Source organism: Streptomyces spiroverticillatus, from assembly GCA_014650415.1.
In the GTDB taxonomy this organism is placed as follows: Bacteria; Actinomycetota; Actinomycetes; order Streptomycetales; family Streptomycetaceae; genus Streptomyces; species Streptomyces spiroverticillatus.
The window spans coordinates 197,097-212,886 of sequence record BMUX01000004.1 but is presented as its reverse complement, the minus strand read 5'-3'; the positions used below and the strand labels follow the sequence as shown (position 1 = coordinate 212,886).

The 15,790-nt window shown below is 69.8% G+C and carries 11 protein-coding genes; 10 read left to right on the top strand and 1 reads right to left on the bottom strand.

Annotated elements, in window-relative coordinates; translation table 11 throughout:
• Positions 1-22: 22 nt before the first annotated feature.
• Positions 23-1,285, top strand: coding sequence for an isochorismate synthase DhbC (gene dhbC / locus IE269_RS12470; RefSeq protein WP_438817551.1), 1,263 nt, complete (start codon positions 23-25; stop codon positions 1,283-1,285).
• Positions 1,286-1,557: 272 nt separating this feature from the next.
• Positions 1,558-2,310: a hypothetical protein gene (locus tag IE269_RS12465; RefSeq protein WP_189822938.1), complete on the top strand. Its 753-nt coding sequence runs from the start codon at positions 1,558-1,560 to the stop codon at positions 2,308-2,310.
• Here the strand turns inward: IE269_RS12465 and IE269_RS12460 are convergent.
• The gene (locus tag IE269_RS12460) at positions 2,301-3,467 is read right to left on the bottom strand and encodes an MFS transporter (protein WP_189822937.1); all 1,167 of its coding nucleotides are present in this window, start codon (positions 3,465-3,467) and stop codon (positions 2,301-2,303) included. The genes IE269_RS12465 and IE269_RS12460 overlap by 10 nt on opposite strands.
• Before the next feature lie 56 nt (positions 3,468-3,523).
• Here IE269_RS12460 and IE269_RS12455 point away from each other — a divergent pair, with 56 nt between their 5' ends.
• The 8 genes from IE269_RS12455 (at position 3,524) to IE269_RS12420 (ending at position 15,727) form a co-directional block, all read left to right on the top strand.
• Positions 3,524-4,126, top strand: coding sequence for a CGNR zinc finger domain-containing protein (locus IE269_RS12455; RefSeq protein WP_189822936.1), 603 nt, complete (start codon positions 3,524-3,526; stop codon positions 4,124-4,126).
• Between the two features lie 112 nt (positions 4,127-4,238).
• On the top strand, positions 4,239-5,450 hold the full coding sequence (locus tag IE269_RS43080; RefSeq protein WP_268253594.1) for a matrixin family metalloprotease: 1,212 nt from the start codon (positions 4,239-4,241) through the stop codon (positions 5,448-5,450).
• Between the two features lie 328 nt (positions 5,451-5,778).
• Complete coding sequence (gene rsgA / locus IE269_RS12445; protein ID WP_308436941.1) at positions 5,779-6,861, top strand: ribosome small subunit-dependent GTPase A; 1,083 nt, start codon at positions 5,779-5,781, stop codon at positions 6,859-6,861.
• A gap of 329 nt (positions 6,862-7,190) precedes the next feature.
• Positions 7,191-8,465 carry an extracellular solute-binding protein gene (locus tag IE269_RS12440; protein WP_189822935.1) on the top strand — a complete coding sequence of 425 codons (1,275 nt, stop codon included), beginning with the start codon at positions 7,191-7,193 and terminating at the stop codon, positions 8,463-8,465.
• 2 nt (positions 8,466-8,467) lie between these two features.
• The gene (locus tag IE269_RS12435) at positions 8,468-9,436 is read left to right on the top strand and encodes a carbohydrate ABC transporter permease (RefSeq protein WP_189822934.1); all 969 of its coding nucleotides are present in this window, start codon (positions 8,468-8,470) and stop codon (positions 9,434-9,436) included.
• A complete protein-coding gene (locus IE269_RS12430) occupies positions 9,433-10,320 on the top strand; it encodes a carbohydrate ABC transporter permease (RefSeq protein ID WP_189822933.1) in 888 nt (295 codons plus the stop codon). The genes IE269_RS12435 and IE269_RS12430 overlap by 4 nt, the downstream gene beginning before the upstream one ends.
• Positions 10,317-13,364, top strand: a complete 3,048-nt coding sequence (locus tag IE269_RS12425; RefSeq protein WP_189822932.1) for a glucoamylase family protein — start codon at positions 10,317-10,319, stop codon at positions 13,362-13,364. The genes IE269_RS12430 and IE269_RS12425 overlap by 4 nt, the downstream gene beginning before the upstream one ends.
• Positions 13,361-15,727: an alpha-L-fucosidase gene (locus IE269_RS12420; protein ID WP_189822931.1), complete on the top strand. Its 2,367-nt coding sequence runs from the start codon at positions 13,361-13,363 to the stop codon at positions 15,725-15,727. Before IE269_RS12425 ends, IE269_RS12420 begins: the two co-directional genes overlap by 4 nt.
• Positions 15,728-15,790: the final 63 nt, after the last annotated feature.

Here is a 15,790-nt window from a genome sequence, read left to right as displayed (position 1 = left end):
CATTGGAGAACCCGTGGACACCGTGTCGACGGCCCCCGAAGTCGCCACCGCCGCACTTGCCGATTCCGTACCCGCTCCGCGTGGCAGCCGTACCGCTGAGGTCGCACACCCCGCCGTGGGTGCCGCCACCGCGCTGCTGGATGCCTACACCCCCGGTGCGCGGTTCCTCGCCACGCCCACCCGGACGCTGCTGTCCGACGGGCCGGCGCGTGAAGTGCCGCACGGGGAAACGCCGTTGAGCGAGCGGGTGGCCGAGACGCTGGCCGCCGCGCGGCGGGACGGGCAGAGCCGGCCGGTCGTCATCGGTGCCGTGCCCTTCGACCAGAGCGCGCCCGCCGCGCTGGCGGTCCCGGAGTTCGTGCAGGACGCGCCGCCGCTGGCGAACGATCCGCTGATCGCGCTGCCGGCGGATCTGCCCGCTGCTGTGGAGTGGGACGTACGGCCGGTTCCCGAGCCCGAGGTGTACGGGGCCGGGGTCGCCGCCGTCGTGGACCGGATGTGGCGGGGGGAGTTCAGCAAGGTCGTGCTGGCGCGGACCCTGGAGATGACGGCGGACGCGCCGCTGGATCTGCCCGTGATGTTGCAGCGGCTGGCGCGGCGGGATCCGTCGGGCTATACGTTTGCGCTGCCCACGGGGGTCGAGGGAGAGGTCCGGACCGGTGCCGGGCGGACGCTCATCGGGGCCAGCCCTGAGCTGCTGGTGTCCCGGCGGGGGAACAAGGTCGTCGCCAACCCGCTGGCGGGGTCCACGCCGCGGAGCGCGGACCTGGCGGAGGACGTGCGGCGGGCCGCGGCCCTGCTCGCCTCCGCGAAGGATCTCCATGAGCATGCGGTGGTGGTGGATGCGGTGCACGGGGCGCTGGCGCCGTTCTGCGTGAGTCTGGACGTGCCGGCCAAGCCGACGCTGATCCGGACGGCGACGATGTGGCATCTGTCGACGACGGTCACGGGCGTTCTGCCGGAGGAGGGGGCGGCGAGTGCGTTGGAGCTGGCGTCGGCGCTGCATCCGACGCCGGCGGTGTGCGGGACGCCGACACTGACGGCGCGTCAGGTCATCGCGGAGACCGAGCCGTTCGACCGGGGGTTCTTCACCGGGATGATCGGGTGGGGGGACGCGGACGGGGACGGCGAGTGGGTCGTCACGATCCGGTGCGCGGAGGCGGAGGGGCGGACACTGAGGCTGTATGCGGGGGCGGGGGTGGTCGCGGCGTCCGAGCCGGAGGCGGAGACGGCGGAGACGGGGGCGAAGTTCCGGACGTTTCTGCATGCGGTGGGGGCGGACTAGGTTTCTGTGCGGGGTGGTGGGTGGTTGCTGTTCCTGCCGGGGGCTCTGCCCCCGGACCCCCGGGTTTCGCCCCGGCCCCGCCCCTTCACCTAAACCCGCGGGGCAATGGGACGGTTCCGTGCAGGAAGGTCGTGGCTGGTCGCGCCCGCGCGGCGGAGCCGCAAATGGACACAGCCCCGCGCCCCTGGATGGACAGCCATCCCCCCGCCACCCGGGGGCCCGTGGTGTGGTGGTGCCGTGTCGGGCACCCCGTACGCCCTACCTTGACCGGTATGAGCGCATACGAGACACAAGGTCCCCGGTTGGATGCCCTGCATGCCTTGGCGCACGGTTCCGGTGACGACCGTGCCGACCTCATCGAGGCCGCCTGGCGGACCGGCACCCGTAGTGCCGGTGAGCTCGCCGACGCGTCGGGCGGTGCGGTTTCCCGCGACGAGGTCTATGCCGTGCTCAAGGAGCGCGGTATCGACTGGAACGACTGCGACGCCGTTCCCGCCCCCCGGCCCGACCTCCTGACCGCGGACGCCGCCGAGCAGGCGGCCCGTGCGGCGCACGACGCCGTGTGGCCCGCGATCGACGACGTGGCCGATCCGGGGCCGCTGTCGACCGTGGCCTGGCAGATGGCCCGTGCGTACCGAAGCCTGGCTGCTCTTCTGATCGATGATCTGCCCGGCGCGGACCGGCTGGAGACGGCGGAGGAGCTCTCCGACTTCCTTCAGGTCGCGCTGCATTACTCGCACCTGCATCGGGCGTCCCGCAACACCGCCCGTGAGCTTGCCGCCCAGATTCAGCGGTCCGACTCCGAGATCACCTTCCTGCGGCCCATGCCCACCGCCGCCACGATCAGCCTCGCCCTGCCCGATGGCACGGCCGTCGACGTACGGGTGGAGGTCGGCGAGGGCGACAAGCGGATCACGCTGTCCTCCGCGAGCCCCCAGCTGGACCCCGCGCTCCAGCCGCACGAACTGCTCGAACTGCACGCCGCCCTCGACATGGTCGCCCAGGTCCTCACCCGTCACCTCTGATCCACCCGTACGTACCGGCAGACCAGCACTGCCAGGGTCTGGAACCCGGCGGCCGCCAGCAGCGCCGCCGGGACGGACCGCACCGCCAGCGGGCCCGCGAGTGCCGCGCCCAGCGCGAAACCGGTGATCTTCAGGCTGGCCCCGGTCGTGAACACCTGGCCGCGCAGTCGCTCCGGCGCCTCCCGGTGACGTATCGCGAACAGCGCCGTGAGCTGGGGGCCCGTCGCCAGTCCGGTCAGGACCGCGGCGAAGACCAGGAGCGCGGGGTGCGTCGTCGCGGCCAGCAGCATCGCCGCCGTGAGGGCGCCCGTGCTCGCGGTGAGTGCGGAGTCGGGGCGGACGAGGTGCGGGCGGGTGGCGAGGAGTGCGTTGGCGGTCAGGGCGGCGACGGCCGACACGGTCAGGAGGAGTGTGCCGTAGTGGGCGCCGCCCAGGGCGAGTGCGCCGAGCAGGGGGGTCGTCGCGATGAACATCCCCTCGCCCGCGCAGGAGAGCACGGATGCGGCCGTTGCCCGGGCGAGGGCTCGGCGGCGTACGAGGATGCGGAATCCGGCGGAGAGGGTGGAGAGCGGGGTGGGGTGGTTCTTCGTACGGGGTGCGGGTGCGGGGAGGCGCCAGGCTGCGGGGAGCGCCGCTGCGATGAGTGCGGCCGAGGCCACCATCCCCGTGTCCGGGCCGGCCAGGGCTGTGACCCCGGCCGCCAGGGCGGGGCCCGCGAGGCTCGCCGCGTCGAAGGTCATGGCGTCCAGGGCGTTCGCCCGGGGGAGGTGCGACTCGCTGACGGAGTGGGGGAGTTGGGAGGTCCAGCCGCCCGAGAGGGCCGGTCCGAGCAGGCCGGTGGCAAGGGCGAGCAGGAGGGTGAGGGGGGTGGGGGTGCGGCCCAGGGTGAGGAGGACCAGGAGGAGGCCCGTCGCGTAGAGCGCGAGGGAGGCGGCGAGGAGGCGGCCGGGGTGGCGGGACCGGTCGAGGAGCGTTCCGAACAGGGGGCCGCCCAGTGCCGCCGCGACCGTCAGCGCCGCCAGCAGGGACGAGGCGGCCGACGCGGATCCCGTGACGGCGAGCGCGAGGAGGAGCAGGGCGGGGCCCGACATCTCGTCACCGGTGCGGGCGAGGGTCGATCCGGTGACGTAGAGAGCGGGGGAGTAACGCTTCGGCATGGGCCGGACGTTACGCAGGTAACGGAAAGCTGTGCCAGTTGCGTTACGGTGGGCGGATGTTGTCGATGGACACCGCCCGGCGGACCGTGGCCCTGATCAATGTGCTGTGCGAGCAGAGGGGGGTGGGGGCGGACGCGGTCAAGGCTGTGGGTGAAGTGCTCGTGGAGTACGGGGAGTTGGAGCCGCTCGGACTGGGGGAGGGGGATCTCGAGGAGTTGCGGGCGGCGGCCCTGCTGCTGCGGGAGGTGTTCGCCGCGAGCGACGTCGACAGTGCGGCGGCCGTGCTCAACGGACTGCTGGGTGGGGTGCAGGGGCGGTTGCGGCTCACCTCGCACGAGGGAGCCGTCGGGTGGCATCCGCATCTGGACAGCGACGACGAAGCGCCGTGGGGCGAGTGGTTCCTCGCGTCGTCCGTGCTCGCCCTGACCGTGCTGCTCTGGGACCGGCAGGCACCCCCGGGCGGGCTCTGCGCCTCCCCGTCCTGCCCGCACGTCTACCTCGCCCACGGCAGCGGGCCCGAGCGCCGCTACTGCTCCCGGCGCTGCGCCACGCGCGAGCGCGTCGCCGCCCACCGCCGGGCGCGCGGCGGGGCGCACTCCGAGGAGGCCCGTTCCGGCGGGGCGCACTCCGAGGGGGCCCGCTCCGACGGGCGTGCGTAATTCTTCTCGTCATTCCGTGTGCGCCCGTTGACCCCCCGCCCCAGCGGAGTATTTTCCGAATCCAGCGAGCAGAACTCGGAAAGCAACAGGCCTGCACCCACAGGGGGAAGTCATGGCCAAGGAATCCGTCACGCCCTTTGCGGGAATAGCCGCCGTCCAGCCGACGAAGACCGGCGAGAGCAGTCCGGGGCTCGAACTCGTCCAGAATTTCCTGGTGCGCTTCGGCTATCTGGAAGAGGCCGCCTACCAGCCCGAAGAGCTGGACGACCAGACGTCCGCCGCGCTTCAGAAGTACCAGAGCTTCAACAACGTACCGGAGACCGGGATCTTCGACGATTCCACCCAGCAGGCCATGACGCAATCGCGTTGCGCGCTGCCCGACCTCGATCACGGAATCGACTTCGCCACCCAGTGCTCCTGGAACAAATGGAGCCTGAAATTCGCCCTTGACACCGGAACGGCCGACTGCGCGGACGAATTCATCGCCGTCCGGAACGCTTTCCGGACCTGGTCCTCGGTGATCCCGCTGACCTTCGCCGAGGTCTCCACCGTGTCCGCGCCCGACATCCGGGTCGGCTGGCGTCCGGCCAACGACCCCGACCACAGCATGGTCGGCGGCGTCCTCGCCCACGCCGACTTCCCGCCCGGCTGCTCCGTCGTCACCAACTCCCTGCCGAAGCCGGTGCACTTCGACGACACCGAGCACCTGTGGACCATCGGCGCGGTCGCGAACGGCTTCGACGTCGAGACCGTCGCCCTGCACGAAATCGGCCACATCATCGGCCTCGGGCACTCCGGCGTCGCGGGCTCGGTCATGTTCCCGACCGTCTCCGCCAACTTCACCAAGCGCGCCCTGACCGCCGACGACATCAACGGCGCCCGTGCGCTCTACCCGCACCAGGCCGACTGGCGCTGGTGCAGCAAGTGCGAGGGCATGTTCTTCGGCGGCAACCCGAACCCCGTCTGCCCGGCGGGCGGCGCCCACACCAAGGCCGGCAGCGGCAACTACGTCCTTGCCCACAACATGACGAACACCCCCGGCTGGCAGCGCGACTGGCGCTGGTGCCGCAAGTGCCAGGGCCTGCACTTCGGCGGCAACCCCGGCCCGGTCTGCCCGGCCGGCGGGGCGCACGACAAGACCGGCAGCGGCAACTACAGCCTGCAGTTCTCGGCCGGCAACGCGCCGGGCCAGCAGGACAACTGGCGCTGGTGCCGCAAGTGCCAGGGCCTGGCCTACGGCGGCCACGCCACCTCGGGCGTCTGCCCGGCGGGCGGGTCGCACGACAAGGTCGGCAGCGGGAACTACAGCATCAGCCACCGGTGAGCACAGACCCCGTGAAACAGCAGACCCCGTGAAATAAACGCTGGCGCGCCGACGGAGAACGTGGTTATGGTTCACCTCGTTCTCCGGCGGCGCTCAGCGCTGCCGGAATATTCGGTCGAAGCAAGGCAGGAGGTGGGCCCGATGGCTGCCGTCGTCGTCATGGGTGCCGCGCGCACTCGGAAGCTCGTTCTCTCCACCACCTCCGTGGCCTCCGGCTGAATCTCCTCCTTCCGCGTCCGTGAACGCGGTGCCGGGGCCGTCCTTGAAGGGTCCCACCTTGTCTTCTGCTGCCTTCTCGCAGTCTGCTTCCTCCACGTTCAACGCTTCCGTGTCCTCGCACCCGCTCTCGCCGTACGGCTGGGACGCGCAGTGGGAGGCCGAATTCGCCCCGTACGCCGAGCAGGGCCTGCTGCCCGGCCGTGTCGTACGGGTCGACCGCGGACAGGCCGACGTCGTCACCGCTGACGGCCTGATCCGCGCCGACACCGCGCTGGTCACCCCGAACGACCCGCTGCGGATCATCTGCACCGGCGACTGGGCCGCCGTCGAGCCCGTCGGTGACCCGCGGCTGATCCGTGCGCTGCTGCCGCGCAGGACCGCTTTCGTACGGTCCACCTCCTCCCAGCGGTCCGAGGGGCAGATCCTCGCCGCCAACGTCGACCACGCGATCATCGCGGTCTCGCTCGCCGTCGAGCTGGACCTCGGCCGCATCGAGCGCTTCCTCGCCCTGGCGTGGGAGTCGGGGGCCCAGCCCCTGGTCGTCCTCACCAAGGCGGACCTCGTCCCGGACGCCACCGGACGCTCGTACCTCGTCGAGGACGTCGAGACCACGGCCCCCGGCGTCCAGGTGCTCGCCGTCAGCTCCACCACCGGGGAGGGCCTGGACGTCCTCGGGGCGGTCGTCGCCGACGGCACCAGCGTGCTGCTCGGCGCCTCCGGCGCGGGCAAGTCCACCCTCGCCAACACCCTCCTCGGCATGGACGTGATGGAGGTGCAGGCCGCCCGTGACGTCGACGGGAAGGGCCGGCACACCACCACCACCCGCAACCTGCTCGCGCTGCCCGGCGGGGGAGTCCTCATCGACACCCCCGGGCTGCGCGGGGTCGGGCTGTGGGACTCCGAGGCCGGGGTCGGCCAGGTGTTCTCCGAGATCGGGGAACTGGCCGAGGAGTGCCGCTTCCACGACTGCGGGCACGTCTCCGAGCCGGGCTGCGCCGTGCTCGCGGCGATCGAGGACGGTGCGCTGCCCGAGCGCCGGCTGGAGAGCTGGCGCAAGCTGATGCGCGAGAACCGGCGCATCGTCGCCAAGACCGACGCCCGGATGCGCCAGGAAATGCTGAAGAACTGGAAGCAGATGGGCGCCGAGGGCCGGACCAACGGCGCCATCAAGCGCGGGCAGCGCATCCGGTAGCACGCAGGGCCCCGGTGGCGGGCCCATAGGCGAACTCCCGGGTGCGGCATAGCCGAAACGCACGTGACGCAGGCAAGACCCGGGGCGTTCCCGGCAGTTGAGTGGGGCATCGAGGCAACTCGGTGCCCCTTTCGCCATGTTGAGGGGCTGCCGAGGAGCCCCGCAGCCCCAGCAGGAGTCTGCGTCGCCGGGATGTCGGGCCAGTGAAAAGCCTTTACAGGTCCGACCACTCGGTGCCAAACTCGCGCCCCGAACGGCTGTAAAGCCACTTGTATGCGCTTCCAACTTGTCGCACCCTCCGATTTGTCGGACAACTCAAGGAGCTCCGCGTGAGACGTCGTCAGCTGATCACCCTCGGGACCGCCCTGGTCGCCGCCACCGCTCTCACGCTCACCGGGTGCGGCCGGTCCGACACGGGCAAGGACGACAAGGCCAAGGACGTCGACGCGGGCGCGGCGAAGGGCGAGATCACCGTCTGGGCGATGGGCGGCGAGGGCGACAACCTGCCCAAGCTGGCGGCGGACTTCGAGAAGGCGAACCCGGGCACCAAGATCAAGGTCACGGCGATCCCGTGGAGCGCCGCGCACGACAAGCTGGCCGGTGCCATCGCCGCCGACAAGACCCCGGACATCTCGCTCGTCGGCACCACCTGGATGGCGGAGTTCGCCAAGACGGGCGCCCTGGACCCGGTGCCCACGCTCGTCGACAAGGCCAAGTTCTACCCGGCCTCCGTCGAGCCGATGACCGTCAACAACCAGATGTACGCGGTGCCTTGGTACGTCGACGTGCGTGCCCTCTTCGGCAACAGCAAGGTGCTGAGCAAGGCCGGGGTGACCAAGGCCCCGGAGACCTGGGAGGAGCTGAAGGCCGCCGCCAAGGCGGCACAGACCAAGGGCGGCGCCAAGTGGGGCCTGTTCATCCCGCCGGGCGGCCTCGGCTCCGGCCAGGTGCTGCTGCCGCTGATCTGGCAGCAGGGCGGCGACATCATGGACGCCGGCCGCAAGAAGTTCACGCTGGACACCCCCGAGACCGTCAAGGCGCTGACGTACTACAAGTCCTTCTTCGAGGAGAAGATCGCCCCGAAGGCGTTCGCGGAGGGCGACCCGGAGCGCTGGTTCACCAAGAACGAGCTCGGCTACAACCTCAACGGCCCGTTCATGGTCTCCCAGTTCGCCAAGCTCGGCGGTGCGGGCTTCGAGAAGGAGTTCGCCGTCTCGATGGTGCCGGGCGCCGCCAAGCGCACCTCCTTCGCGGGCGGCGCGGGCCTCGCCGTCTTCAAGTCCGCCAAGAACCGTGACGCGTCCTGGAAGTTCGTCAACTGGCTGACCGACGCCAAGGTCCAGTCGAAGTGGTACGACATCCAGAAGGACCTGCCCAGCGTGCCCGCCGCCTGGGAGTCGGGGCCGCTGAAGGACAACCCGAACAACGCCGCCTTCGGCAAGCAGATGACCGACGCCAAGGCGCCCCCGGCCATCCAGACCTTCGAGCAGGTCAACACCATGATCGAGTCGACGGTCGAGAAGGTCGTCAAGGCCGGTCTGTCCCCGGCCGACGCCGCCAAGGAGATGCAGAAGAAGGCCGACGCCATCGGAACGGGCAACTGACCATGACCTCCACCACGCTGGCCAGGACCGGGGAGCCGGCGACGCCGCCGAACTCCCCGAAGTCCCGGCCGGCGGGCGGGCGGGTGCGGGCCACGGCCCGCACCCGGCGGGCCTGGGCCGGCTGGACGTTCTCCCTGCCGTTCCTCGTCCTGTACGCGGTCTTCGAACTGGTGCCGGTGATCGCGTCGATCGCGATCAGCTTCACCGACATGCGCTCCACCGACCTGCGCGACCCGCTCGCCGTCGACCCCGCCGGGCTCGACAACTACTCCCGGCTGCTGTCCGACGAGGTGTTCTGGAAGGCCATCGGCAACACCTTCTACTTCACCGCCGTCAGCGTCCCGCTCACCCTGGTCCTCGGCCTGGCCCTGGCCGTCGCCCTCAACTCCGGCATCGCCCGCTTCAAGACCTTCTTCCGGGTCGGCTACTACCTGCCCGTGGTCTCCAGCATCATCGCCGTCGCCGTCGTCTGGAACTACCTGCTCAAGGACGACATGGGCCTGATCAACACGGCCCTCGGCTGGGTCGGCATCGACGGCCCCGACTGGCTGAACTCCACCACCTGGGCCATACCCGCCCTGATCGGCATGGCGGTCTGGCGGCACATGGGCTTCGCCATGGTGATCTTCCTGGCCGGGCTCCAGGGCGTACCGAAGGAGATGTACGAGGCGGCGACCCTCGACGGCACCACCAAGTGGCAGGCCTTCCGGTACATCACGCTGCCGATGCTGCGGCCCACCATGCTCTTCATGGTCGTCATCTCGATGATCGGCAACCTCCAGTTCTTCGAGGAGCCGTTCGTGATGACCCAGGGCGAGCCCCTGGACTCGACCACCTCGATCGCCTACCAGATCTACGAGGCCTTCGGCACCGGCCAGTACGGGTACGCCGCCGCGATGAGTTACGTCCTGTTCATCCTGATCGCCGGGCTGACCCTGATCCAGTTCCGGCTGCTGCGGGAGAAGCCATGAGCACCCCCATGTCCCTGCGGATCGACACCGGCCGCGACCGGCCCCCGCAGGAGATCACCCCCGACCGCCCCGAGCGCGGTCAGCGCTGGGTGTACGTGGTGCTGGCGGCCGGTCTGGTCGTGGTGTGCGCGCCCTTCGTCTGGATGGTGCTCAGCTCCTTCAAGACCGAGAAGGAGATCTACGCCGACCCGCCGACCTGGTTCCCCGAGACCCCCGGCTTCGACAACTTCAGCATCCTGCTCGACAAGCTGGACATCCCGCAGTTCCTGTTCAACAGCGTCTTCGTCGCCACCGTGACGACGCTGGGCAACCTGCTGTTCTGCTCGATGCTCGGCTACGCCCTCGCGAAGATCGACTACCCGGGCAAGAAGTTCATCTTCGGGCTCGTGCTCTCCAAGCTGATGATCCCCGGCATCGCCCTGCTCGTGCCGACCTTCGTGGTCGTCGCCTCGCTCGGCCTGGTCGACAGCTACGCGGGCATCATCCTGCCCGGACTCGCCGCCCCCATGGGCGTCTTCCTCATGCGGCAGTTCATCCAGGGGCTGCCCGACGACCTCATCGACGCCGGACGCGTGGACGGCGCGGGGGAGTTCCGGATCTTCTTCCGGATCATCCTGCCGCTGTGCCGCCCCGCGCTGGCCACCCTCGGGCTGCTCACCTTCCTCGCCTCCTGGAACAGCTTCCTGTGGCCGCTCGTGGTCGCCCAGAGCGAGGACCTCTACACCCTTCCGGTCGGCGTCGCGCTCTACTCGCTCGACCACCAGAACGCCGAGTACGGCCTGCTCCTCGCGGGTGCCTCGATGCTCGTGCTGCCGATCATCGCCGTCTTCGTCTACTTCCAGCGCCACTTCGTCCAAGGCATCGCTACGACGGGACTCAAATGACCAGACCGCCCTTCCTCCGCAGACCCGGCCGGCTCAGACTGTTACTGGCCGCCGCCCTGACCACCGCCGTCGCCGTCACCGGCCTGAGCGCGCCGCCCGTTGCCGAGGCCCGCGCCCAGGAGGCCCGACGGCCCGTCGACCCGAACTCCCTGACGTACAAAGACGTTTCGACCCTCAAGGGGTACGCCGCCGACACCTGGAAGTCCCTGGAGGCGCTGATCTCCCCGGAGACCGGGCTGCCCGCCAGTTCCATCACCGGCGACCTCAAGAACCGCGTCCACCAGACCGGGCCGACCCCGTTCGGCACGTACCTCTGGAGCGCCACCACCGCCTGGAAGACCGGGCTCATCAGCCGGGGCCAGGCCCGCGAGCGGGTGCAGCGCACCCTGAAGGCGCTCGGCAGGCTCGACCGCCACCAGGAATCGGGCATGTTCTACCGGTGGTACGACCCGTACACCGGCAAGCTGCGCGACGCCACCCCCGAGGCCCGCTTCGTCTCCAGCGTCGACAACGCCTGGGCCGCCACCGGTCTCATGGTCGTCAAGGACGCCTTCCCGGAACTGCGGCGCGAGATAAGCCCGTTGCTCGACCGGATGGACTTCCGCTGGTTCTACGAGGCGAACGCCACCGGCGCCAACAAGGGCGGCGGCCTGATGCGCGGCGGCTTCTACACCACCGAGACCGCCCCGAACGTCTGCACCGTCAAGAAGCGGGGTGTCGGCTACACCTGCCACTTCTACGGAGCGCTCGGCGAGACCCGCCAAGTGACGTACGTGGCCATGGCGTTGGGCCAGGTCCCGCGCCAGGCGTACTGGGGGCAGAACCGCTCCTTCGCCGACACCGAGTGCAAGCAGGAGACCAGGCCGACCGGCTCTTGGCGCACCTACGACGGGGTCAAGGTCTGGGAGGGGGCCTACGACTACCGGGGCATGAAGGTCATGCCCGCCTGGGGCGGCTCCATGTTCGAGGCGATGATGCCCAACCTGTTCGTGCCCGAGGAGAAGTGGGGCAGGCAGAGCTGGGCCAAGAACCACCCGCTGATCGTCAAGTCCCAGATCGAGCACGGGATGGACGAGGCCAAGTACGGGTACTGGGGCTTCTCCCCGTCGAACAGCCCGAATGGGGGCTACCGCGCGTACGGCGTCGACGGCATCGGCATGGACCCCGACGGCTACACCTCCGACCAGGAGAAGACCACCCGCGACCCCGGCTTCACGGGCTGCCGCGAGGGCAAGCCGCTGCCCGCCAAGTACGGCGACGGCGTCGTCACCCCGCACGCCTCCTTCCTCGCCCTGCGCTACGCGCCCCGCGCCGCGCTCGACAACCTCGCCAAGCTCCGCAAGGACTTCGACGTGTACGGGGCGGGCGGCTTCTACGACGCCGTCGCCGTGAAGTCGAAGAAGGTGTCCCGCGAGTACCTCACCCTCGACCAGGGCATGGTGATGGCCGCCCTCGGCAACGCCCTCACCGGCAACTCCCTGCGCGACGGCTTCGTGCGGGGCAGCGACCCGGTCGGCCTGTACCGGGTCAAGGACGTCATCGCCAAGGAGCGCTTCGCCAGCCAGGACCGTCGTACCCCTGCCTTCAAGGAGGACGACGCGGCGACGGTCCGGGCGTACGCGGTGGACACCTGGAAGTCGATGGACGCCATGGTGGAGCCCGCGACCGGCCTGCCCGCCGACAACATCGGCGGCGACCTGAGCGCTGCCAGCCGCTCCGCGACCACCTCGCCCACCAACATCGGCATGTACCTGTGGGGCGCGGTCACCGCCCGCGACCTCGGCCTGATCACCGCCGCCGACGCCCGTGCCCGGGTGCAGAAGGTGCTCGGCACGCTCGCCACGATGGACCACCACGAGGCGTCGGGCATGTACTACAACTGGTTCGACCCCAAGACCGGCCACACGCTCACCACCTGGCCGGGCAACGGCAACGTCGTCAAGCCGTTCCTGTCCAGTGTCGACAACGCGTGGCTGGCTTCGGCGCTCATGGTCGTACGGACGGCCGTCCCCGAGGCGAAGACGCAGGCGCAGACCATCCTCGGCCGCATGAAGTGGACGTACTTCTACAACAACGTCGACGCCACCCCCGGCAGCCCGGCCGGCCTGATGCGCGGCGGCTTCTGGCCCACCAAGCCCACCGACGGCACCTGCACCGTGGCAGGCAACTACGCGGGCGACGGAAAGCCCGACGTCCAGTACACCTGCCACAACTACGGCGCCATGGGCGAGACCCGCATCGTCTCCTACGTCGGCATCGCCTCCGGTCAGATCCCGCCCGTCCACTACTTCGGCGGCAACCGGGGCTTCCAGCCCACCTGCGCCTGGGCCTGGCAGGAGCAGAAGCCGACCGGCACCACCCACACCTACCTCGGCGCCCCCGTCTTCGAGGGCACCTACAGCTACCGCGGCATGAAGCTCATGCCGAACTGGGGCGGCTCCATGTTCGAGGAGCTGATGAACGACCTGGTGGTGCCCGAGAACAAGTGGGCGCCGGACAGCTGGGGCAAGAACCACCCCGTCTTCGTCAAGGCGCAGATCGCGCACGGGATGGAGGAGGCCAAGTACGGGTACTGGGGCTTCTCGCCGTCCAACAACCCGAACGGCGGCTACCGCGAGTACGGAGTGGACGCCATCGGCATGGCCGCCGACGGCTACACCTCCGACCAGGAGAAGACCCAGGTCGACGGCGGCTTCGAGGGCTGCCGCGAGGGCAAGCCCGCCCCGACGTCGTACGGCGACGGAGTCGTCACCCCGCACGCCGCCGCGCTCGCCTACCGGTACGAGCCCAAGGCCGCCCTGGACAACCTCGCCAAGCTGCGCGCCGACTTCGACGCGTACGGGCCCGGCGGCTTCTACGACGCCGTCGCGGTCAAGTCCGGCAAGGTCTCCAAGCGCTACCTCGCCCTCGACCAGGGCATGCTGCTCGCCTCCTTCGGCAACGCCCTGACCGGCGACAAGCTGCGCGGCTACTTCGCCGCCGGTGAAGCCACGACCGTACTGAAGCCGTTGCTCGGCCTGGAGAAGTGGGAGTCGCACTCGTGACACGCATCCGCAGAAGACATGCCGTGGCGGTGGTGGCGGGAATCGCCGCCCTCGCCCTGGCCGCACCGACCGCCGTACAGGCCAAGCCTGTCGGTGACGGAACGCCCGACTACCAGCCCACCTACGAGTCGCTGGCCAAGCACCCCGTTCCGCAGTGGTTCGAGGACGCCAAGCTCGGCATCTTCATCCACTGGGGCGCGTACGCCGTCCCCGCGTACGCCACCAAGGAGGGCCGCCCGGCCGGGAGCCCGTACTCCGAGTGGTACTGGAGCGAGATGAACCGGGCGGACAGCCCGGCGCAGAAGCACCACGTGGAGAAGTACGGCAAGGCCAAGCCCTACGACGACTTCGTCAAGGAGTGGAAGGCCGAGAAGTTCGACGCCAAGAAGTGGCTCGGGCTCTTCAAGGACGGCGGCGCGAAGTACTACACCCTCGTCACCAAGCACCACGACGGCGTCGCCCTCTGGGACACCGCGACCAGCGACCGCAACACGGTGAAGCTGGGCCCCGGCCGCGACTTCGTCAAGGAGCTGGTCGACGAGGGCAAGCGGGGCAACTACGGCCTCAAGACCGGCTTCTACTACTCGATGCCCGAGTGGTACAACCCCAAGATGCCGAAGATCGGCGGGGGTTGGTTCGGTGCGGGCGCTCCGAAGAACCCGTTCACCAAGGAGCCGGTGCCCTACACCGGGTACAAGCCCATCGACAGCTATGTGAAGGACCATCAGTTCCCGCAGCTGAAGGAGCTGGTGGACCGCTTCGACCCGGACCTGATCTGGTGCGACATCGGTCTGGAGAACGTCAACAACAGCGAGGAGTTCAACGCCTACTTCTTCAACCGGGCGAAGAACCGCCCGCAGCCCAAGGAAGTCGCCGTCGACAACCGCTGCGGCACCAACGTGCCGTACGACTTCACCACCCCCGAATACTCCGTCGAGCCCACCATCAAGCCGGAGAAGTGGGAGGCCAGCCGGGGCATCGGCCGCTCCTACGGCTACAACGCGGAGGAGAAGCCCGAGGACTACCTCACCTCCGCCGACCTCGTCGCCAGCTTCGTCGACATCGTCGCCAAGAACGGCAACCTGCTGCTGAACATGGGCCCCAAGGCCGACGGCACCATGGACCCCACCCAGGAGGAGCGGGTCCGCGACCTCGGCGGCTGGCTGAAGACCAACGGCGAGGCGATCTACGGCTCCCGCTACTGGACGCAGGCCGAGGACAAGGGCGCGAATGTGCCCGTACGGTTCACCACGCAGCCGGAGGCGTTCTACGCGACCGCGCTCAAGTGGCCCGGGAAGGAACTGAAGCTGACGGCGCAGGTGCCGTTGGCGAAGGGCGACGAGATCCGGCTCCTGGGTGACAGGAGCGGCAAGGCGCTGCCCTGGACGAAGAACGCCGACGGCTCGCTGAGCGTCGACACCTCGCAGCTCGCCGACCCCGGCCAGCACAGTGCGTACAGCTTCCGCATCGCCAAGCCCGGCTACCGCGCCGACAGGGCGACGATGCTGGGCGTGAAGGCCCCGGACCTGACCGCGTCGGCGGGTGAGCGCATCAAGCTGCCCGTCGAGTTCGCCAACCGGAGCGACAAGACCATCCCCAGCGGCTACACCAAGGTCTCCGTGCCCGGCTCCTTCTCCACCTGGCTGAAGACCCCCACGCTCGCCCCGCACACCCGTGTCACCCTCACCGCGGACGTCAAGCTCGCGGCGAAGCTGGCGCCGGGCGACTACCGCATCCAGATTTCCTCGCGGGTGCGGGGCGAGGAGTTCCCGGCCTCGGCCGGACTGTCGGTGCTCGGCGAGATGCAGCGCAGTGACCTCGCGCCGCTGTACGACAACGACGCCATCGCCACCGCCGCCAACCCCAAGGACGGCCTCTTCGGCAAGGGCGGCTCCGCCTACCCGGCCGAGGAACTGCCCACGGCGGGAGTCTTCACCAGCCCGCAGAAGATCCCGTTCAACTGGGGGTCCGGTGATGTGGACGGCCAGAAGAACAACCTGATCGCCGCAGGCCAGGCGCTGCCCGTCACCCCGGGCAAGTACCGCAAGCTGCACCTGCTCGCGTCCGCCGCCTACGGGCGCGAGGGGAAGACGTCGGCCACGGTGACGTACACCGACGGGACGACGCAGACGATCCCGATGGAGTTCGCGGACTGGCTCCAGCCCGGGAAGCAGCCCGTCGCGATCAAGACGAAGTACCGCTACAACGGCTCCGGCGCCAAGGACACGGGGGCACACATCAACGTGCACTCCCTGGCCGTCGACCCCGCCAAGGAGGTCAAGTCGGTCTCCGTCGCCAAGGCGACCGGCGCCAACCCCGCCCTGGTGGAGCTGCACCTCTGGGCGCTGACCGCCGAGAAGTAGCCCGCCGCTGGGGAGCCCGCATCCGGCCGACACCGGGTGCGGGCTCCCCGTACCCCTCACCAC